The sequence below is a fragment of the Pseudomonas orientalis genome, from assembly GCF_001439815.1.
In the GTDB taxonomy this organism is placed as follows: Bacteria; Pseudomonadota; Gammaproteobacteria; order Pseudomonadales; family Pseudomonadaceae; genus Aquipseudomonas; species Aquipseudomonas orientalis.
Map to the genome: position 1 here is coordinate 570,692 of NZ_JYLM01000002.1, position 20,892 is coordinate 591,583.

Annotated in this window: 14 protein-coding genes; 10 read left to right on the top strand and 4 right to left on the bottom strand. The window is 60.0% G+C overall.

Annotated elements, in window-relative coordinates:
* Positions 1–124 precede the first annotated feature (124 nt).
* From TU82_RS06870 to TU82_RS06890, 5 genes are all read left to right on the top strand, one after another.
* Entirely contained in the window at positions 125–3,628 is a 3,504-nt protein-coding gene (locus tag TU82_RS06870; protein ID WP_057722368.1) for a response regulator, read from the top strand.
* Positions 3,629–4,459 (top strand): CheR family methyltransferase, encoded by an 831-nt coding sequence (locus TU82_RS06875; protein ID WP_173667467.1) that lies wholly within the window; start codon positions 3,629–3,631, stop codon positions 4,457–4,459.
* Positions 4,456–5,055, top strand: a complete 600-nt coding sequence (locus tag TU82_RS06880; protein ID WP_057722369.1) for a chemotaxis protein CheB — start codon at positions 4,456–4,458, stop codon at positions 5,053–5,055. Before TU82_RS06875 ends, TU82_RS06880 begins: the two co-directional genes overlap by 4 nt.
* Entirely contained in the window at positions 5,049–6,242 is a 1,194-nt protein-coding gene (locus TU82_RS06885) for a hybrid sensor histidine kinase/response regulator (protein WP_057722370.1), read from the top strand. The genes TU82_RS06880 and TU82_RS06885 overlap by 7 nt, the downstream gene beginning before the upstream one ends.
* A 78-nt stretch (positions 6,243–6,320) precedes the next feature.
* Complete coding sequence (locus tag TU82_RS06890; protein ID WP_017528049.1) at positions 6,321–6,698, top strand: response regulator; 378 nt, start codon at positions 6,321–6,323, stop codon at positions 6,696–6,698.
* Positions 6,699–6,747: 49 nt separating this feature from the next.
* Here TU82_RS06890 and TU82_RS06895 read toward each other — a convergent pair whose 3' ends face one another.
* From TU82_RS06895 to TU82_RS06910, 4 genes are all read right to left on the bottom strand, one after another.
* Positions 6,748–10,557, bottom strand: coding sequence for a hypothetical protein (locus TU82_RS06895; protein WP_156421645.1), 3,810 nt, complete (start codon positions 10,555–10,557; stop codon positions 6,748–6,750).
* A 141-nt stretch (positions 10,558–10,698) separates the two neighbouring features.
* Complete coding sequence (locus TU82_RS06900; RefSeq protein ID WP_057722372.1) at positions 10,699–12,369, bottom strand: ATP-binding protein; 1,671 nt, start codon at positions 12,367–12,369, stop codon at positions 10,699–10,701.
* Positions 12,366–13,868, bottom strand: coding sequence for an ATPase domain-containing protein (locus TU82_RS06905; protein WP_057722373.1), 1,503 nt, complete (start codon positions 13,866–13,868; stop codon positions 12,366–12,368). Before TU82_RS06905 ends, TU82_RS06900 begins: the two co-directional genes overlap by 4 nt.
* A gap of 142 nt (positions 13,869–14,010) precedes the next feature.
* A complete protein-coding gene (locus TU82_RS06910; protein ID WP_057722374.1) occupies positions 14,011–15,069 on the bottom strand; it encodes a tetratricopeptide repeat protein in 1,059 nt (352 codons plus the stop codon).
* A 204-nt stretch (positions 15,070–15,273) separates the two neighbouring features.
* On the opposite strand from TU82_RS06910, the gene TU82_RS06915 reads away from it, so the two are divergent.
* The 5 genes from TU82_RS06915 to TU82_RS06935 are packed head-to-tail and all read left to right on the top strand — an operon-like array spanning position 15,274 to position 20,835.
* A complete protein-coding gene (locus TU82_RS06915; RefSeq protein WP_057722375.1) occupies positions 15,274–16,923 on the top strand; it encodes an AMP-binding protein in 1,650 nt (549 codons plus the stop codon).
* Positions 16,924–16,944: 21 nt separating this feature from the next.
* The gene (locus TU82_RS06920) at positions 16,945–17,712 is read left to right on the top strand and encodes an SDR family NAD(P)-dependent oxidoreductase (RefSeq protein WP_057722376.1); all 768 of its coding nucleotides are present in this window, start codon (positions 16,945–16,947) and stop codon (positions 17,710–17,712) included.
* 12 nt (positions 17,713–17,724) lie between these two features.
* Positions 17,725–18,909, top strand: a complete 1,185-nt coding sequence (locus TU82_RS06925; protein WP_057722377.1) for an acetyl-CoA C-acyltransferase — start codon at positions 17,725–17,727, stop codon at positions 18,907–18,909.
* A 13-nt stretch (positions 18,910–18,922) separates the two neighbouring features.
* A complete protein-coding gene (locus tag TU82_RS06930) occupies positions 18,923–20,050 on the top strand; it encodes an acyl-CoA dehydrogenase (RefSeq protein ID WP_057722378.1) in 1,128 nt (375 codons plus the stop codon).
* An 11-nt stretch (positions 20,051–20,061) separates the two neighbouring features.
* Positions 20,062–20,835, top strand: coding sequence for an enoyl-CoA hydratase (locus TU82_RS06935; protein ID WP_057722379.1), 774 nt, complete (start codon positions 20,062–20,064; stop codon positions 20,833–20,835).
* Positions 20,836–20,892: the final 57 nt, after the last annotated feature.

A 20,892-nucleotide genomic window follows, 5' to 3' on the forward strand; every position in this document is an offset into this window, starting at 1 on the left:
AAAAGACCAGGCAGAATAGCCTGTTCTGTTGTAGGAATCTGTACAAAACCATCCCAGAAAAATGGTCTTGAACGTCACTTTGGGGCAAACTCCCGGTTTTTCCGCACTTGGCCAAGGCATGCCCATGACTCCCGCGTCGTCAGTTGATGAAAAGAGCTTCCGTAAACTCCTGAGCCGTAACGTGGCCCTGCCATTGGGCGTGGGTGTGCTCAGCGCGGTGTTTTTCGTTGTGCTGATCACCTACTTGCTGTCGGTGATCCAGTGGGTGGAGCACACCGACCGGGTCATCAACAATCTCAATGAGTCGTCCAAACTGACGGTCGACCTGGAAACCGGCATGCGCGGCTTCCTGATCACCGGTGACGAGCATTTCCTCGACCCTTATGAAGTGGCCAAGCCAAGGATCATTGCCGACCTGCGCAATTTGCAGGATCTGGTTGCTGACAATCCGCAGCAGGTTGACCGCCTCAAGCGCCTGGAAGCGCTGCAAGTGGAATGGAACAACTATGCGCAGTCGATGATTGAACTGCAGCGCAGCAATGGCGATTTCCGCGGTGCCGTCAAGGCGGGCCGGGGCAAGCGCCTTACCGACGAAATTCGCAAGGAATATGACGACGCGGTGGCGATGGAACAGCAGTTCCGTATCACCCGCAATGAAGAGGTCACGCGCACCACGGTGGTCAGCGTGACGCTGTACCTGGTGTTCGTACTCGGGCTAAGCGGTGTTCTCGCGTATATCGGCAGAAAGAATTTAATCGAACTTTCAAATAGTTACAGCGCAAACCTCGCGTCGCAAAAGAAGATCGCCAAGCGCCTGGAACAGCAGGCCTGGCTGCGCAATGGCCAAACCGAACTGGCCGAACAGGTGCTTGGTCAACTGACCTTGAACCTGCTGGGCCGCAACATCCTGCAGTTCTTTGCCCAATACATGGGCTCAGCGGTTGCGGCGTTGTACGTGCGTGAAGAGCACGGCGGCCTGCGTCGGGTGGCCACGTACGGCTTCTCCCGCGAACAGGCGCAGCTGGAACAGGCGATCTACAGCGACGAAGGCATCGTAGGGCAGGCCGCCCAGCTCAATCGGTTGATCCGCCTGGACGACGTACCGGTTGACTACTTCAAGGTCAGCTCGGGGCTGGGCGAGGGCGCTACCCGCAGCGTACTGGTGGTGCCGACCAGCGATGACGACCGCGTCAACGGCGTGATCGAGCTGGGCTTCCTGCGCCCGCTGGAAGAGCGCGACGTGGAACTGCTGGAACTGATCGCCGGCAATATCGGCACCTCCATCGAAGCCGCGCGCTATCGCCAGCGTTTGCAGGAAGTGCTCGCCGAAACCCAGCAGCTCAACGAAGAGCTGCAAGTGCAGCAGGAAGAACTCAAGACCGCCAACGAAGAGCTGGAGGAACAGTCACGCATCCTCAAGGAGTCCCAGGCGCACCTGGAGACCCAGCAAGCGGAGCTTGAGCAGACCAACGAGCAACTGGCCGAACAGACCCAAACCCTGGCCGAGCAGCGCGATGCCATGGACCGCAAGAACATCGAGCTCAACCGGGTCCAGCTGGAACTGGAAGACCGCGCCGATGAGCTGCAACGCTCCAGCAAGTACAAGTCCGAATTCCTCGCCAACATGTCCCACGAGTTGCGCACGCCGCTCAACAGTTCGCTGATCCTGGCCAAGCTGCTGGCCGAGAACCCCCAGGACAATCTCAGCGCCGAACAGGTCAAGTTTGCCGAGTCGATCTATTCGGCCGGCAATGACCTGCTCAACCTGATCAATGACATCCTGGATATCTCCAAGGTGGAAGCCGGCAAGTTGGAAGTGCGTCCGGAAAACTCCAGCGTCGAGCGCCTGGTCGATGGCCTGCGCGGCATGTTCGAACCGCTGGCCAAGGATCGCAACCTGGGTTTCCAGATCGACGTGCAGCAAGGTTCACCCACCCTCTTGTTCACCGACCGCCAGCGCCTGGAGCAGATCCTCAAGAACCTGCTGTCCAACGCCATCAAGTTCACCGAACAGGGCCAGGTCAGCCTGTCGGTGTCCCGCGCACCGGGGGAGGGCATCGCCTTTACCGTGCGCGATTCCGGGATAGGCATTGCCCAGGATCAACAGGAAAGTATCTTCGAAGCCTTCCGCCAGGCCGACGGCACCACCAATCGCCGTTACGGCGGCACCGGCCTGGGCCTGTCCATTTCCCGGGACCTGGCGACCTTGCTGGGCGGCTACATCAGCGTGACCAGCGAGCCGGGCAAGGGCAGCATCTTCACGCTGGTTTTGCCGGAGCAGTATGTTGAACGCGGCGAAGATGCCGCGCCGATCGAAGTCCCACGCCAGGCCGTGGCGGTACCGGCGCCTGCGCCTTTGCCAGCCAGGGTCGCGGCGCTGCCGGTGGCCGACGCCGAACCGATTCCGCGCTTTGCCGATGACCGTGACAAAGCACCCTTCACCACCCGCTGCATCCTGGTGGTGGAAGATGAAGCGAATTTCGCGCGCATCCTCTTCGACCTGGCCCACGAGCTGGGCTACAACTGCCTGGTCGCCCACGGTGCCGACGAAGGCTACAGCCTGGCTGAAGAGTTCATTCCCGACGCGATCCTGCTGGACATGCGCCTGCCGGATCATTCCGGGCTGACGGTGCTGCAACGTCTCAAGGAGCACGCCAACACCCGGCACATTCCGGTGCATGTGATTTCTGTGGAAGACCGCGTCGAAGCCGCCATGCACATGGGTGCCATCGGTTACGCGGTGAAACCCACCACCCGAGAAGAACTCAAGGATGTGTTCGCGCGCCTGGAAGCCAAACTGACGCAAAAGGTCAAACGGGTGCTGCTGGTCGAGGATGACGACCTGCAACGTGACAGCATTGCCCGCCTGATCGGCGACGATGACATTGAAATCACCGATGTCGGCTACGCCCAGGCGGCGCTGGACCTGCTGCGCACCAACGTCTACGACTGCATGATCATCGACTTGAAGCTGCCGGACATGCTCGGCAACGAACTGCTCAAGCGCATGGCCACCGAAGATATCTGCTCATTCCCACCGGTGATTGTCTACACCGGGCGCAACCTGACACGCGATGAGGAGGCCGAGCTGCGCAAGTACTCGCGCTCGATCATCATCAAGGGTGCGCGCTCCCCGGAGCGCCTGCTCGATGAAGTCACACTCTTTCTGCACAAAGTCGAATCCCAGCTGTCCCATGATCGCCAGAAGATGCTCAAGACCGCGCGCAGCCGCGACAAGGTGTTCGAAGGGCGCAAGATCCTGCTGGTGGACGACGATGTGCGCAACATCTTCGCCCTGACCAGTGCCCTGGAGCATAAAGGCGCCGTGGTGGTGATCGGGCGTAACGGTCGTGAAGCCATCGACAAGCTCAATGAGGTCGAGGATATCGACCTGGTACTGATGGACGTGATGATGCCGGAGATGGATGGCTACGAAGCGACGGCGCTGATCCGTCAGGACCCGCGCTGGAAAAAGCTGCCCATCATTGCCGTCACCGCCAAGGCCATGAAAGATGACCAGGAACGTTGCCTGGCGGCAGGTTCCAATGATTACCTGGCCAAACCGATTGATCTGGACCGTCTGTTCTCGTTGATTCGTGTGTGGCTACCCAAGATGGAACGCATTTAAGTGGAGCGAAGTTTCTTGGACAAAAGCAGCGACATTGAGCTGCGCCTGTTGATCGAGGCGATTTACCTCAAGTACAGCTACGACTTTCGCGACTACTCCGGTGCGTCGGTCAAGCGGCGCGTGGCCCATGCCTTGCGCCAGTTCGACTGTACGACCATTTCCGCGCTGCAGGAGCGCGTGCTGCACGACCCGGCCGCGTTCATGCAGTTGCTGCAGTTCCTGACCATTCCCGTGAGCGAGATGTTTCGCGACCCGTCGCACTTTCTGGCGATTCGCCGGGAAGTGGTGCCGTTGCTCAAGACCTACCCGTCGATCAAGATCTGGATCGCCGGCTGCAGCACCGGCGAGGAGGTCTACTCCATGGCGATCCTGCTGCGCGAAGAAGGCTTGCTCGAACGCACCATCATCTACGCCACCGACATCAACCCGGCCTCGCTGGACAAGGCCAAGCAGGGCATCTTCTCGCTGGAGAACGTGCGCGCCTACACCGCCAACTACCAGCAGGCCGGTGGCCAACGTTCATTTGCCGACTACTACACCGCAGCTTACGATAATGCGATCTTCGACAAGACCCTGCGCGAAAACGTGACGTTCGCCGACCATAGCCTGGCGACCGATAGCGTATTCTCCGAAACTCAATTAATTTCATGCCGTAACGTACTGATTTATTTCAATAAAAAGTTGCAAGACAGGGCGTTTGGGTTGTTTCATGAGTCGCTGTGTCATCGCGGCTTCCTGGTACTGGGCAGCAAAGAAACCCTGGATTTTTCCGCCTACAGCAAGCAATTCGAACCCTTGGTCAAACAGGAACGGATCTACCGCAAATCATGAGCGACGCTGCAACCAACCCGATTCTCGGGATTGAAGCCATCGTCGTCGGCGCCTCCGCCGGCGGTGTGGAGGCGTTGCTGAGTATTTTTGGCGGATTGCCGGAAGGCTTCGGCCTGCCGATCATCGCCGTGCTGCACCTGCCGGATGAACGTCGCAGCCAGTTGGCCGACGTCTTCGCGCGGCGCTTGCGCGTTCCGGTGAAAGAGGCGCGGGACAAGGAGTCGATCGAGGCGGGCACTTTGTATTTCGCCGGCCCCGGCTATCATCTGTCGGTGGAACAGGACCGCAGCTTGTCGCTGAGCCAGGAGGAACGCGTGCACCATTCGCGGCCGGCCATCGATTTTCTCTTCACCTCGGCCGCCGATGCCTACGGGCAAGGGCTGCTGGCGATCCTGCTGACCGGCGCGAACCAGGACGGTGCGCGCGGGCTGGCTTACGTCAAGCAATCGGGCGGCACCACCGTTGTACAAGACCCCGCGGAGGCCCGGATTGCCGTGATGCCCCTGGCCGCCCTGGCGCTGCACACACCTGACCATATTCTTTCCTTGAGCCGGATTGGCTCATTGCTGGCTTCCCTGGAACCTTCCCCATGTTAAGTACTGTCCAGGCCAAACTGCTGATCGTCGACGATCTGCCGGAAAACCTGCTGGCCCTCGAAGCGCTGATCAAGCGCGAAGACCGCCAGGTATTCAAGGCATTGAGTGCCGACGAAGCGTTGTCCCTGTTGCTGGAACATGAATTCGCCATGGCGATCCTCGACGTGCAGATGCCTGGCATGAACGGTTTCGAGCTGGCCGAACTGATGCGCGGCACCGAAAAGACCAAGAACATCCCGATTGTGTTCGTCAGCGCCGCCGGCCGCGAACTCAATTACGCCTTCAAGGGCTATGAAAGCGGCGCGGTGGACTTCCTGCACAAGCCGCTGGATATCCACGCGGTCAAGAGCAAGGTCAACGTATTCGTTGACCTGTACCGCCAGAGCAAGGCGATGAAGCTGCAGGTCGAAGCCCTGGAGCGCAGCCGCCGCGAGCAGGAGCTGCTGCTCACGCGCCTGCAGGCCACCCAGGCCGAGCTGGAACAGGCGGTGCGCATGCGCGATGACTTCATGTCGATCGTCGCCCACGAAGTGCGCACGCCACTGAACGGGCTGATTCTGGAAACCCAGTTGCGCAAGATGCACCTGGCCCGGGACAACGCGGCGGCATTCACCCTGGACAAGATGCACGCGATGGTCGACCGCGATGAGCGCCAGATCAAGAGCCTGATCCGCCTGATCGAAGACATGCTCGATGTGTCGCGGATTCGCACCGGCAAACTGTCGATACGCCCGGCGCGCTTCGACCTGGCACAACTGGTGCGCAACCTGGTGCATAACTTCGAACCGCAGGTCGCCGCCGCCGAATCGTCGATGCAGCTGATGGCTGATGAGCCTGTCGAGGGCCATTGGGATGAGTTTCGTATCGAGCAGGTGGTCACCAACCTGTTGACCAATGCCTTGCGCTACGGCGCCAAAAGCCCGGTCGAAGTGCGGGTGTATGCCGAACATGGCGAGGCCTGCGTGGAAGTGCGTGACCATGGCATCGGCATCAGCGAGGAGAACCAGAGGCGCATTTTCCAGCAGTTCGAGCGGGTGTCCGTCAGCCATGCGGCCGCTGGCCTGGGCCTGGGATTGTTCATCTCCGAACAGATCGTCGCGGCCCATGGCGGCACCATCGAGGTTGAAAGCCAGATAGGCGAGGGCGCCCTGTTCCGGGTCTGTCTGCCGCTCCAGGCACCGGCATGAAATCAATCGTCAGCTGGACGCAACCTCTACGTGACCCCATGGTCGTAACACCAGCTACTGACTGGACAAAGGCTTCCCATGAGTGAAGATGCACAAGATGTCGTACTGATCGTCGAAGACGACGAATCCATCATGTTTGTGCTGGGTGAATACCTGGCCGGCCTGGGTTATCGGGTATTGAAGGCGGTCAATGGCAAAGAAGCCTTTGAAATCCTCGCGACCAAACCGCACCTGGACTTGATGGTCACCGATTACCGCCTGCCCGGTGGCATTTCCGGTGTGCAGATCGCTGAGCCTGCGCTCAAGGTGAGGCCGGAATTGAAGGTGATCTTTATCAGTGGCTATCCGCAGGAAATCCTCGACTGCAACAGCCCGATTACGCGCAATGCGCCGATTCTGGCCAAGCCGTTTGACCTGGATACGCTGCAGGAGCACATACAGCGCTTATTGGCCTAAGCGCGCCCAGCCGGTGCAGATTTCTGGGCGCCCGTCTCGAACCAGGCGATCAAGTCAGGTCGTCGTACTCGGAAAAATCAATATCAGCGGTTTGACTGCCACTACTTTCGTTAGGTTTTACAGGCTCCGGTGAGTACGGTTTTCGAGGGGGCTTGGTGGGCATGGGTTGGCCCAGAGCATCGAAGTGGACGGGGTTGTAATCCGGATGTTGCGTGTAAATAAATCGGCCGTCATCCGTCATGCCTGTCGGCTGGTACTTGGTGATGGTTTTCTTGGTGTCGATAACGGTATCGTTGATTAAATCCTGTTGTTTGGCGCCACCATTTTTGAAGCGGGCAACTGCAATATTTTCTACCTCGCTGCTGGTGTACATGATGCCCTTGAAGCCCTCAGTCGGCTTTTTGGAAAGTTTGGAAAATTGCGCTGCAAATGATTGCGCGCCGCCTGTTGCGGAATTACACATCGTTAAACGAACCTCGACGTACTTGCTCAGGTCGATGTTCTTTGCCTTCAGCAAGTCTAATAATTCATTAGGGGTTATAGGCGCACCGCCTACCTGCATAAGCGCTGAGCTTTGCCCCGGTGGAATGACACCGTGGGCATCCACCGTCAGACGAAGCCCCCGTTTGGTTGTATCAGTGGAAATGCCTGCGTCGTTAGCCAACATTTTGAACTCTTCAATCTTGCCGCCCATGGCCACATTATCGGGAGTAAACATCGCAAGCGGCTTGCCATGCGGGCGACCGTTCACCGGGTTGTAGGCGTACCATTTACTATTGTGCAGTACGGCACAGCCGTCAACGGTTTGCTCTGCATACTTAAAGGTGCCTGTTGCAACGATACCGTTTTTTCTACTGGCCGCTGTGAGCTGGAGATTACTGACCTTGCTAAATGCCTTGCGCCCTCCATTGACGACGCCCCGAGCCAAGTCGTCGATTCCGCTCAGCGGGTTCAGGCTCCCCAGCGCGGCACGCCCGAGAATCTTTACTCCCTGGGTAATTCTGTTCGCGGCGCTAAGCCCCGCCTGGAGGAGTTTGGCGCCTCTCGCTGCTGCGCCGATAGCCAAGGCAAAACCAAAGGCGTCGAACATCAAATCAAGAGCGCCTTCACGCACATTACCTGCTTGAAAGTTGAGGATGGCCGAGCGCAGGGGGATCAAGTTAAGAAAGAATTCTCGGGATTTTTTGTAGAAAGGAACCTCAGTGTCGAAGGTTGTCAGACCCCTGGCCTGACTTTCCAGCGCCCTGATGTTGGTATCTTCCACCAAAGTGTCGGCTATGTACCGACTGCGCTCACTGGAAAAGCTGTTCGGTGTACCTCCTGCAGGTTTTTCATCAGTGATATTCGCAGGATAACCACCGGATGGCCTGACTTCCAACAGCATTTTGTTCAATTTTTCATTGTTTACATAACCGAGCAAGCGGCCCGTCGGATGGTTTTTCAGCTCTTCACGTTTTCGAATGCTGTTCTGTTTTAGATCGACTTCGTGAACATGGGTGATGCCGTCGAGCTCTGTTTTCAGCAGCAGGCGATGGGGTACTTTGGTTTCAACACGCACTTGACTATAGGCGGTGTAAGTAACGGCGTACTCCGCGAGCAGGGTGATTTTTCCATACTCAATAGCTTTTCTATCTTCAAGTGGTAGCGTGGTGATGAGGTGTTTGACTTGAGTCGCCATTGCCTTTTCCATGGCGGGAAAGTAGTTGGCTATCTCGGCATTAAACGCCGCGTTTATGTTGGGGAGCTTGTCAGTTTTGTTCTTAATACGCTCTAAGTCGATGTCGTCGGGCGATGACACCCAGTCTCTGGGATGGAGCTGACCCTTGAGGTAAAGATCCAGTACCGAATAAGGACCAGGGCGATCACGGTCCTCTGCGAATGGCCTGATGCATTTTTTCTCAAACTTCAGGTCGCCATACACCGCCTTGAGTGCCTCGAGCGCCATAATGCGACGCTCGGGGAGCGGCGTCGAATAAGTCTGTGAGGCTTCGCGCAATGCGGCAACATGCGTGTTGTATTCACTGTAGACGCGGCTCATCTGCTCGTTGGTGTAGGCGTCCACGGCGCTGCGCGGTATGACGCCGTGGGCCACGCCCCAATCTTTCAGGGCGTCTCGTTGGGCCATATATTCAACCTGGAGCTCCTGGTCGGTGACAGGGGCCAGATCGGTTCGCTGCATCACTTGCGCGTAGGTCATGTTGGCGGTTGAGCCGGGTGCCTCGTGCTCAACGCGCGCAACCGCGGTGCTGAAACTGACCCAGGTGTGCGAGCCATAGCTCACCTTGTCAGGTATGTCCTTGACCAAAAAAGCCGGTGCTCGGGGTGACAGCAACAGGTGGGCTGCGATAGGCGCCAACTCGGCACTGGCACGGCCTGTGGCAACCAAATGGTTAACCAACCCCGATACCAGAGCTGAAGGATGCTTGTCCCAGTGTTCACTGCGGGCCATATCGAAACCGGCAATACTCGTTCTGACCGCAGCCGAGGTGTTCGTTGCTTCGCCGTCTTGGCCGAGGGTAATGCCAAGGGCCGCCAACGTCCAATCATTGACGCTCTCTGGAGTGGACACCCCTCCGAATTTGTCCTGCAATGCGAGCCCCAACGCCTGGGCCTTGGGCGTAGTGAGAAGATTTTGAATAAACTGCGCCGGATTGTGAAGTTCGTAAGTCGCGAAATGCTGATTGTGCGTCAGATACCCAAGTACACCTGTGTTCTCGTCATAATTTTGCAGGCCACTTAGCCCGGGGGAGTTTTGGCGCAGGGTATTCTTAATCTCGTCCTGATCCTCATCACTCAAAGGCGTTGGCCAGGACAATGCTCCGCCGAAATTCCCATGAGAAAGGAGGGAGAGGGGTGGATTTTCGAATGTCTTGCCAAGATTTATAAGTTCTTCGCGGTTCTTGGGCATATTCCAGCCGTTATCGCTACAGTACGTTTCCAGGCTGACAGTGTGGCCCTCCTGCAACACCTTGAAGGGCGAATCGGCGTGCAGTGAGAAATGAGTACTGCGCATTTCGTCGCGGATGAGTTCCTCAATTCTATTGTCGAGAGCCGAGGGGCTCACATACTTGGGATCAAGGTGACTCCTGGTGGTGTTCAATGGCAAGTCGTTGGCCTTCAGAAAAATACCAAACAGTTTTGAGCCGACATTAAACTGGTCGTGGACATTGGCCAGCTTGGCCTTTTCGTCTTGCAGTATCTCTGCGCAACGCTCGGAGTCGGCCGGGGTGGAGGCAAAGGCTTTGGAGTGCTCAAGTTCCGTCGCACGTGCCGCCATGGACGCTCGGGTATGCCCTGAGAGGGCTTCACCGTAAAAGTCGGCGACTGCACGGTAAGGCGCCCAAGTACTGCTTGAGGGGCTTAAAATATAGCTGGAGCTAGACGTTAGCGCGCTTGCCGCACGCATGATCGGCGCCATCATCGAGGTCCATGGATGACCGTGTTCGAATCCGGAAAATGACTTTCGCTGCCCACCCACCATGGCTTCGATGGAGTTGGCTCTATGGTTGATATGAATAGGCTTTGAAAGATCAATGGACTGTTTTTCAGCCCAAAGGACGAAGTGGCGGCTCTGCATCAGATTGTGCAAATGTGACCACCATTGGCCGAAGGTAGACGCGGGGGGGATATTTTCTATGTCATGGAGTACCCCGGTATTCGCTCCTACGCGCATTGCTTGTGCCAAACGCACTGCCAACTCACTGTCACCTGTGGTCTGCGCAGTGGCCAGCCTGTTTTCGGGCACTGCTACCGTGGCGCTTTCATGCTGTGCGGACCGTAAGTGGCGCGTTAATGGTTTTTCAACTGGCGTATGCAAAGGGCGTTGTTGCAGGGGAATATCTGGGCGTGAAGAAATCATTGGGGGGCGTACTCGAAACGTCAGTGGAGGATAACCGCAGCGACTTTTCACGCACTGCGTTCTGACTTTTACGTGTCCAATCGTTCATTAACGGTTCCGGACCGTTAACCACCATATATTTCGCAACATTGCGCCACGCCATCACGCCCGAATCATCTCCCGCACCTTCGCCGTCAACAAATCGAACGTAAACGGCTTGGTGATCAACTGCATCCCCGGATCAAGAAAGCCACCGCGCACCGCCGCATGCTCGGCGTAGCCGGTGATAAATAATACCTTCAGTTCCGGACGCAATTGCCGCCCGATTTCCGCCAGTTGCCGACCGTTCATGCCGGGCAAGCCCACATCACTGATCAACAGGTCAATGCGCTGATCAGATTCGATGATCGGCACCGCGGTGGTCGCGTCACCGGCTTCGACAAAGGCATAGCCCAACTCTTTCAGGACGGCGCTGACGAGCACCCGCACAGCCGGGTCATCTTCAACGATCAGCACCGTTTCACCGTCATTGGCGAACGGCAGCATGGCCGGGTTCACCACGGCGTCAGCCACGAACTCACCCACAAAGCGGGGCAGGAACAAGCTGACGGTGGTGCCTATACCGACTTCGCTGTGCAGGGTGACGTGCCCACGGGACTGACGGGCAAACCCATAGATCATCGACAAGCCGAGGCCGGTGCCCTGGCCGATCGGTTTGGTGGTGAAGAACGGGTCGAACACGCGGCCCATGACGCTTTGCGGAATGCCGCAACCGGTGTCACTCACGCTCAGCTCAACGTAGTCGCCAGGGCTCAAGGTGCCATAGGCGGCGGTGAACACGCTGTCGAGGTGGCGGTTGGTGGTCTCCACGGTAAGGCTGCCGCCGCTGGGCATCGCATCGCGGGCGTTGATCACCAGGTTGAGCAGGGCGCTTTCCAGTTGATTCGGGTCGGCCTCGGCTGTCCACAGGCTATCGCTGAGGCGCATTTGCAGGCAGATGCTTTCATTGATACTGCGTTGCAGCAATTCGCCCATGGAGGTGACCAGTTGATTGATCTCTACGGGTTTCGGGTCCAGCGACTGCCTGCGCGAAAACGCCAGCAGGCGGTGGGTAAGACCAGCGGCACGGTTGGCCGAGGTGACGCCCAGGTCGATCAAGCTGTCCAGATCGTCCAGCTTGCCCCGTGCTACGCGTCGTCGCAGCAATTCCAGGCTGCCGATGATTCCGGTCAGCATGTTGTTGAAGTCATGGGCGATGCCGCCGGTCAATTGGCCGACGGCTTCCATTTTCTGCGACTGGCGCAAGGCTTCTTCATTGCTGCGCAATTGCGCGGTACGTTCTTCCACCTGCTGTTCGAGGGTTTCCAGGGTGCGCTGCAGGCGCAACTCACTGGCGCTCAGGTCGAGCAAACGGTCCCGTGCTTCGTATTGCCGCCGCCGCCCACGCAAGGCGGTACTGACCAGGCTGATCAGCGTCACGGGGTGGAAAGGGCGCTCAAGGAAGGTGACATTGCCCAGCAGCCCGCTCAGGTGCGACGAGCCGTTTTGCTCGCTGCCGCCGTGATGGGTCATCAGCACAATGGGCAGGTCCGACCAGGCCGGCTGCTGGTGCAGGTACTCCAGCAGGGGCTCCATGTCCACGCCACGCAAGGCTTCGGCTGCAATAATGAGCAGGCCGGCGCCCTCGTTCAGTGCCTCGCATAAGCCGGTGAGATTACCGGCTACCACGCCATGGTAGCCGGCCTCCTTGAGCATCATCAGCGCCAACGAGCTGTCGCGGCCCAACGGCGCGAGAATGATGGCGCGTTCAAAAACCGGGGACAGAGACGTCACACGCCCTCTTCCTTGAGCAGAGGCGAGCCGGCGCCCATGTAGATCGGAATGCCGCGTAGCACGCCCTGGAAATTATCCAGAGGTTCACCGACGGTCATGCCGTTGCTGCTGATGCGGTATTCGCGAATTGTAGATTCGTGGGTGCCGGTACGTTTCTTGATAATGGAAATGGCCCGGCGGACCTTGCCCAGTGCTTCGAAGTAACGCAGCAGAATCACGGTGTCGGCCAGATAAGTGATGTCAACGGGGGTCTGCATGTCGCCGACCAGGCCGTGCTGGGCAACGGTCATGAACGTCGCGGCGCCACGGCGATTGAGGTACAGCAGCAGTTCGTGCATATGCAGGATCAGCGCGTTCTCTTCCGGCATGGACGCCTGGTAGCCGTTGATACTGTCGATCACCACGGTTTTGATGCCGCCTTCGTCCACGCAGCGGCGTACACGGTGGGAGAATTCGCCGGGGGACAACTCGGCCGCGTCGACCTGTTCGATCAACAGGTTGCCGGTGGCTTGCAGCGCCGCCAGATCGATGCCCATGTTCTTCATGCGTTCGAACAGCAAGCCCATCTCTTCGTCAAAGATGAACAGCGCGGCTTTTTCGCCACGCTCTACCGCAGCGGCGGCGAAGACCATGGAAATCAGCGATTTGCCGGTGCCGGCGGGGCCAAGGATCAGGCTGCTGGAGCCGGTCTCGACGCCGCCGCCCATCAGGGCATCGAGTTCGGGGATGCCGCTGCTCATGGTCTGGCGCGTGTAGCCGCCGCGATGTTCGGCCGCCACCAGGCGCGGGAACACATGGATGCCGTCGCCCATGATCGTGAAGTCATGAAAGCCGCCACGGTACTTCTGGCCGCGGTACTTGACCACCCGCACCCGGCGGCGTTCGGCGCCGTAGTTGGGGGTCAGTTCTTCCAGACGGATCACGCCATGGGCCACGCTGTGCACGGTTTTGTCGAGGGATTCGGTGGTCAGGTCGTCGAGCAGCAGCACGGTGGCGTCATAGCGCACGAAGTAGTGCTTGATCGCCAGGATCTGCCGGCGATAGCGCAAGGAGCTTTGCGCCAGCAGGCGAATCTCCGACAGGCTGTCGACCACCACGCGGGTGGGCTTGACCCGTTCCACCACTTCGAAAATCTGCCGCGTGGCTTCGCCCAGCTCAAGGTCCGAGGAGTACAGCAGGCTCTGCTGGTGCTCGGCGTTGAGCAGGCTTTCCGGCGGGGTCAATTCGAAGATGTGAATATTGTCGTCCAGGTCCCAGCCATGGGACTTGGCCCCTTGGCGCAGCTCATGTTCGGTTTCGGACAAGGTGATATACAGCGATTTTTCACCGTTTTTCGCGCCTGCCTGCAAGAAGTGCAGGGCCACGGTGGTTTTGCCCGTGCCAGGCTCGCCCTCCAGCAGGAACAAATGGCTGCGCGATAGCCCCCCGGAAAGAATGTCATCAAGACCTTCGATGCCGGTGGCTGCCTTTTCACTTAAAAGCGACGTTGATGTAGACAAGAAGTGCCCTCAGGTCACGTACGGGTTCAGGGCGCGCCGTTGGGCGCGTCATATTCACTTGACCCTATCGACCTGTGGCGGTTCAACGTTTTGGATTATTTGTAAGGCACCTTGCGACTTCTTACACATTTTTCAAAGGCCGTCACAGCCCTTGCTGCAGCGCCGGGTCATCCGGGTTCTGCTGTTCCAGCTGTGCCAGCAGCACCTGGACGTTCTGCAACTGGCCGCTCTCTTTCCAGTAATTGACCAGCAGCACCCGTGCTTTTCGATTGGCCGGGTGGCGCTGCACGATGTCTTCCAGCTGCCGCTGGGCCGCCTCGAGCTCCTCCTGATCGTGCAGCGTGGTGGCCAGGTCGTAGCGGTAATCCTGATTGTCCGGCTCAAGCTCCACCGCCTTGGACAGGCCGAGCAGGGCATAGGGGCGCTCGCCATGGTGCAGCAGCCACATACCCAGGGCGTGTTGCAGGTAGGCCGAATCCGGGTGTGCCGCCAGTTGCTGCGCCAGCAACTGCCGCGATTCGTCGGTCTTGCCCTGTTTATCCAGCAGCTCGATCTGCGCCACCACGGCTTGCAGATTGTCCGGTTGCAGGCGCATGGCCTGCTGCAGCGCATTTTGCGCGTCCGGCAGCAGCGCGCTGTGGATATACAGGCGCGCCAATTGAATCCAGCCTTCGGCGGTCTCGGGCTGGGCTTTGAGGGTTTTGGCAAATTCGTCGAGTACTTGCTGCAGCGGGCCGAAATACAGGCCCAGGGTGTCCGGTGACAGGCCGAGCAGGGCGTTGGCCGCCGCAAAGCGCACGTGCTGCTCCGGATCGTCCAGCACCGGGCCAAGCAGCAGGGTGCGCTGACCGGTCGGTACCAGGCCGACAATGCTGTGGATCGCCGCTTCACGCACCACCGGCGAGTCATCGGCCAGGTCTTTATCCGCCAGCTTCAACGCCTGGGGGCTGGGGTAGTTGGGCAGCTCGGCATGCAGCGCAGCGCGCCGCTCGGGTGACAGGTCCGGCCGCCCCATTTGTTGATACAACACCCGCGCCGCGCCCGGCTCGCCATTGCGTGCCTGCTTCAAGGCTTTGGAATAACCCTGGGCAATCGCCGGGGGTACGGCCACTGGCGTTGAGCGGGAGAAAAACCAGATGATCAGCACGATCGATAACAGGGCGCACAGGCCGATGATTGAGTAACGGCGTGACTTTGACATGCAGGCGTCCGAAGGCAGGGTACGGGTACAAAGTCTCAAGCTTCGGCCAGTGCAGGGCAGGTGTCAAACCGGATTGGCCAAACCAGTCAGTCAGGTTGGCGGCTTTGACCATTGCTGGTGGCGGCGCTGCGGAGCGACTATTTGCGGGCGATTGACCTCGTTAAAACGTGTCCTTAAAACAAAAACACACAAGGAACTGAAGCGATGCGTGATTATCTGGCGGCCACCACCGAATTCGATTACCAGCACCTTGTCGACGCCACGCTTGCCGGCAACCTGCAGGCGCTCAACGCCTGTGTGGAATGCTGTGACCGTCACGCACTGCCTGGGCGCATTGCCCTGTTCTGGGAGGGCAAGGACGGGCGCAGCGCCACGCTCACCTTTACCGACTTGCAGGAGCAGGCCGCACGCTTCGCCAATTTCCTGCTGGCCCAGGGCGTCAAGCGCGGTGACAAAGTGGCCGGCCTGTTACCGCGCACGGCCGAGCTGCTGGTGGTGGTCTTTGCCACCTGGCGTATCGGCGCGGTCTATCAACCGTTGTTCACCGCGTTCGGGCCCAAGGCCATCGAGCATCGCCTGAACAGTTCCGGCGCCGCCCTGGTGGTCACCGACGCGGTGAATAGACCCAAGCTCGCCGAGGTGCAAGGCTGTCCGACCATCGTGACGGTCAGCGGGCCCAAAGGCGAAGGCCTGGTGCGCGGCGATTTCAGCTTCTGGGCCGAACTTCCCCATTATTCCGCTCTTTGCGAGCCCGTGCTGCTGAGCGCCGATGAACCTTTCCTGCTGATGTTCACGTCGGGCACCACCGGGCCGTCCAAAGCCCTGTCGGTGCCGCTCAAGGCGATGGTGGCATTCCAGGCGTATACCCGCGACGCGGTGGACCTGCGCCCGGAAGACGCGTTCTGGAACGTCGCCGATCCGGGCTGGGCCTACGGCATCTATTTTGGCGTGACCGGGCCGCTGTCCATGGGCCATCCGATTACCTTCTACGATGGCCCGTTCACCCTGGAAAGCACCTGCCGGATCATCAACAAATACGGCATCACCAACCTGACCGGCTCGCCCACCGCGTATCGACTGTTGATTGCCGGCGGCGAGCAGTTCGCCCGTTCGATCAAGGGCAGGTTGCGCATCGTGAGCAGCGCCGGCGAGCCGTTGAATCCCGAGGTGATTCGCTGGTTTGCCGACAACCTGGGCGTGACCATCCACGACCACTATGGGCAGACCGAACTGGGCATGGTGCTGTGCAATCATCATGGCCTGGCGCATCCGGTGCATGTCGGCGCGGCGGGGTTCGCATCGCCCGGGCATCGCATCGTGGTGCTGGATGAAAACCAGCAGGAATTGCCGGCCGGTCAGCCCGGCATTCTGGCCATCGACCGTGAGCAATCGCCGATGTGCTGGTTCGCAGGTTATGAGGGCGTGAAAACCAAAGCCTTTGTCGGCAAGTACTACCTCAGTGGCGACACCGTGGAGCTGAACCCGGACGGCAGCATCAGTTTTGTCGGGCGCAGTGACGACGTGATTACCACCTCCGGCTACCGCGTGGGGCCGTTCGACGTGGAAAGCGCGCTGGTCGAACACCCGGCCGTCATCGAGGCCGCCGTGGTCGGCAAGCCGTGCCCGGAGCGCACCGAACTGGTGAAGGCCTTTGTTGTGATCAACGAGCAATACCGCGCCACCCCGGAGCTGGCCGAAGAGTTGCGCCTGCACGTGCGCCAGCGCCTGGCGGCCCATGCCTATCCACGGGAAATCGAATTCGTCAGCGACTTGCCCAAGACCCCCAGCGGCAAGTTACAACGCTTTATCTTGCGTAATCAGGAAATCGCCAAGGCCCAGGCGGCCGTGGCGTGATCCTTTCAAAAGGAAACAGTGATGCATATTGAAAACAAGGTATTCCTGGTCAGCGGCGGCGCGTCGGGCCTCGGTGCGGCCACTGCCGACATGCTGATCGCGGCGGGTGCCAAGGTCATGCTGGTGGACCTCAACGCCGACGCCGTAGCCGCCAAGGCCAGGCAGCTGGGCGACAACGCCCGCAGCAGCGTGGCGGACATCAGCCAGGAAGCGGCTGCCGAAGCCGCCGTACAGGCAACCGTTGCCGCCTTTGGTGGTTTGCACGGGTTGGTCAACTGCGCCGGTGTGGTGCGGGGCGAGAAGATTCTCGGCAAGGACGGCCCGCACGCCCTGGCCAGTTTTGCCCAGGTGATCAACGTCAACCTGATCGGCAGCTTCAACCTGTTGCGCCTGGCCGCTGCGGCGATCGCTGAAACCGATGCGAATGCCGACGGCGAGCGCGGTGTGATCATCAATACCGCCTCGGTGGCCGCGTTCGACGGGCAGATCGGCCAGGCCGCGTATGCCGCCTCCAAGGGCGCGATTGCCAGCCTCACCTTGCCGGCCGCGCGCGAACTGGCACGTTTCGGCATCCGGGTGATGACCATCGCCCCCGGCATTTTCGAAACCCCGATGATGGCCGGCATGACCCCGCAAGTGCGCGACGCACTGGCCGCCGGTGTACCGTTCCCGCCACGCCTGGGCAAACCCGCCGAATATGCGGCGCTGGTGCGGCATATCATTGAAAACAGCATGCTCAATGGCGAGGTGATCCGTCTCGACGGCGCCTTGCGCATGGCAGCCAAGTAAGGAGGCATCTGCATGAATGATCCTATCGTTATCGTCAGCGCCGTGCGCACGCCCATGGGCGGCTTCCAGGGCGACCTCAAGGGGCTGACCGCACCGCAACTGGGCGCCGCCGCGATTCGTGCGGCGGTCGAGCGCGCCGGTATCGCCAACGACGCCGTCGACGAGGTGTTGTTTGGCTGTGTGCTGCCCGCGGGCCTCGGCCAGGCGCCGGCACGCCAGGCGGCGTTGGGTGCCGGGCTGGACAAGTCCACCCGTTGCACCACCCTCAACAAGATGTGCGGCTCCGGCATGCAAGCGACCATTCTGGCGCATGACGCGTTGCGCGCCGGCAGTGTCGACGTGGTAATCGCCGGCGGCATGGAGAGCATGTCCAACGCGCCGTACCTGCTCGACCGCGCCCGCAGCGGCTATCGCATGGGCCACGGCAAGGTCCTCGACCACATGTTCCTCGACGGCCTGGAAGACGCCTACGACAAGGGCCGCCTGATGGGCACCTTTGCCGAGGACTGCGCCGAGCACAACGGTTTTACCCGGCAAGCCCAGGACGCCTTTGCGATTGCTTCCCTGACCCGTGCGCAGGAAGCCATCACCCACGGCAGTTTTGCCGCCGAAATCGTCCCGGTGCAGGTCACCGTCGGCAAAGAGCAGAAAACCATCCTGCATGACGAACAGCCACCGAAAGCCAAACTGGACAAGATCGCCGGCCTGAAGCCGGCCTTTCGCGAAGGCGGCACGGTGACCGCAGCCAACTCCAGCTCGATCTCCGATGGCGCGGCGGCGTTGCTGTTGATGCGTGAATCCGATGCGCGGCAACGTGGCCTCAAACCCCTGGCGGTGATTCATGGGCATGCGGCGTATGCCGATGAGCCGGGGCTGTTCCCGGTGGCACCGGTAGGGGCGATCCGCACGTTGATGGGTAAAACCGGCTGGAGCCTTGATGAAGTCGACCTGTTCGAGATCAACGAAGCGTTCGCGGTGGTCAGCCTGGTCACCATGAGCAAACTTGCGATTCCCCACAGCAAGGTCAACGTGCAAGGCGGCGCCTGTGCCCTGGGCCACCCGATCGGCGCCTCGGGTGCGCGTATCCTGGTGACCCTGCTCTCGGCCCTGCGCCAGAAAGGCCTCAAGCGCGGCGTCGCGGCAATCTGCATCGGCGGCGGAGAAGCCACGGCCATGGCCGTTGAATGCCTGTATTAAGTAAGGACTGACCATGCTGCCTACTGACGAACACCTGCAAATCAGCGACGCGGCCAGGCAATTTGCCCAGGAACGCTTGAAACCCTTCGCCGCCGAATGGGACCGCGACCATCGCTTCCCCAGGGAGGCCATTGGAGAGATGGCCGAGCTGGGTTTTTTCGGCATGCTGGTGCCGGAACAATGGGGCGGCTGCGACACGGGCTACCTGGCCTACGCCATGGCCCTGGAAGAAATCGCCGCCGGCGATGGGGCCTGCTCGACCATCATGAGCGTGCACAACTCGGTGGGTTGCGTGCCGATCCTCAAGTTCGGCAACGACCGCCAGAAAGAACAGTTCCTCAAACCCCTGGCCAGCGGCGCCATGCTTGGCGCCTTTGCACTGACCGAGCCCCAGGCCGGCTCCGACGCCAGCAGCCTTAAGACTCGCGCACGCCTTGAAGGTGATCATTACGTGCTCAACGGCTGTAAACAATTCATCACCTCAGGGCAGAACGCCGGCGTGGTGATCGTGTTTGCCGTCACCGACCCGGCGGCGGGCAAGCGCGGCATCAGTGCGTTTATCGTGCCCACCGACTCGCCGGGCTACAGCGTGGCGCGGGTCGAGGACAAGCTGGGGCAGCACGCGTCGGATACCTGCCAGATCCTGTTTGAAGAGCTGAAGCTGCCGCTCGCCAACCGCCTGGGCGAGGAGGGCGAGGGCTACCGGATCGCCCTGGCCAACCTTGAAGGCGGACGGGTGGGCATCGCCGCGCAAGCGGTGGGCATGGCCCGCGCAGCCTTTGAAGCGGCCCGCGATTACGCCCGTGAGCGTGAAAGCTTCGGCAAGGCCCTGATCGAACACCAGGCCGTGGCCTTTCGCCTGGCGGACATGGCCACGCAAATCGCCGTGGCGCGGCAGATGGTGCACTACGCGGCAGCTCTGCGCGACAGCGGCAAACCGGCGTTGGTCGAGGCGTCCATGGCCAAGCTGTTCGCGTCCGAAATGGCCGAGAAAGTCTGCTCGGCCGCCTTGCAAACCCTGGGCGGTTACGGTTACCTGAGCGACTTCCCGCTGGAGCGGATCTACCGCGATGTACGGGTCTGCCAGATTTACGAAGGCACCAGCGATATCCAGCGCATGGTTATCTCACGCAATCTTTAAGGAGCCAATACATGAGTTACGAAACCATTTTGCTCGAAGTCCAGGGCCGCGTCGGGCTGATTACCCTCAACCGTCCGCAGGCGCTGAACGCCTTGAACGCCCAACTGGTCAGCGAGTTGAACCAGGCGCTGGATGGCCTGGAAGCCGACCCGCAGATCGGCTGCATCGTGCTGACCGGCTCGAAGAAAGCCTTCGCCGCCGGTGCCGATATCAAGGAAATGGCCGAGCTGACCTACCCGCAGATCTACCTGGACGATCTGTTCAGCGACAGCGATCGCGTGGCCAACCGCCGCAAGCCGATCATTGCCGCAGTGAACGGCTTTGCCCTCGGTGGCGGCTGCGAACTGGCCCTGATGTGCGACTTTATCCTGGCTGGCGACGGTGCCAAATTCGGCCAGCCGGAAATCAACCTCGGCGTACTGCCTGGCATGGGTGGCACCCAGCGTCTTACCCGCGCGGTGGGCAAGGCCAAGGCCATGGAAATGTGCCTGACCGGGCGCTTTATCGACGCGGTAGAAGCCGAACGTTGCGGCATCGTCGCACGTATCGTGCCGGCCGATGAGCTGCTGGACGAAGCCTTGAAAGTCGCCACCTTGATTGCCGGTAGATCGGTGCCGATCAGCATGATGGTCAAGGAAAGCGTAAATCGCGCGTTTGAAGTGAGCCTGTCCGAAGGCGTGCGTTTCGAGCGTCGCGTATTCCATGCAGCGTTCGCGACCCAGGACCAGAAAGAAGGGATGGCAGCGTTCGTCGCCAAGCGCACGCCGGCGTTCAAGGACAAGTAACGAGACTCTCACATTCTGTGCAGATCCAATGTGGGAGGGGGCAAGCCCCCTCCCACA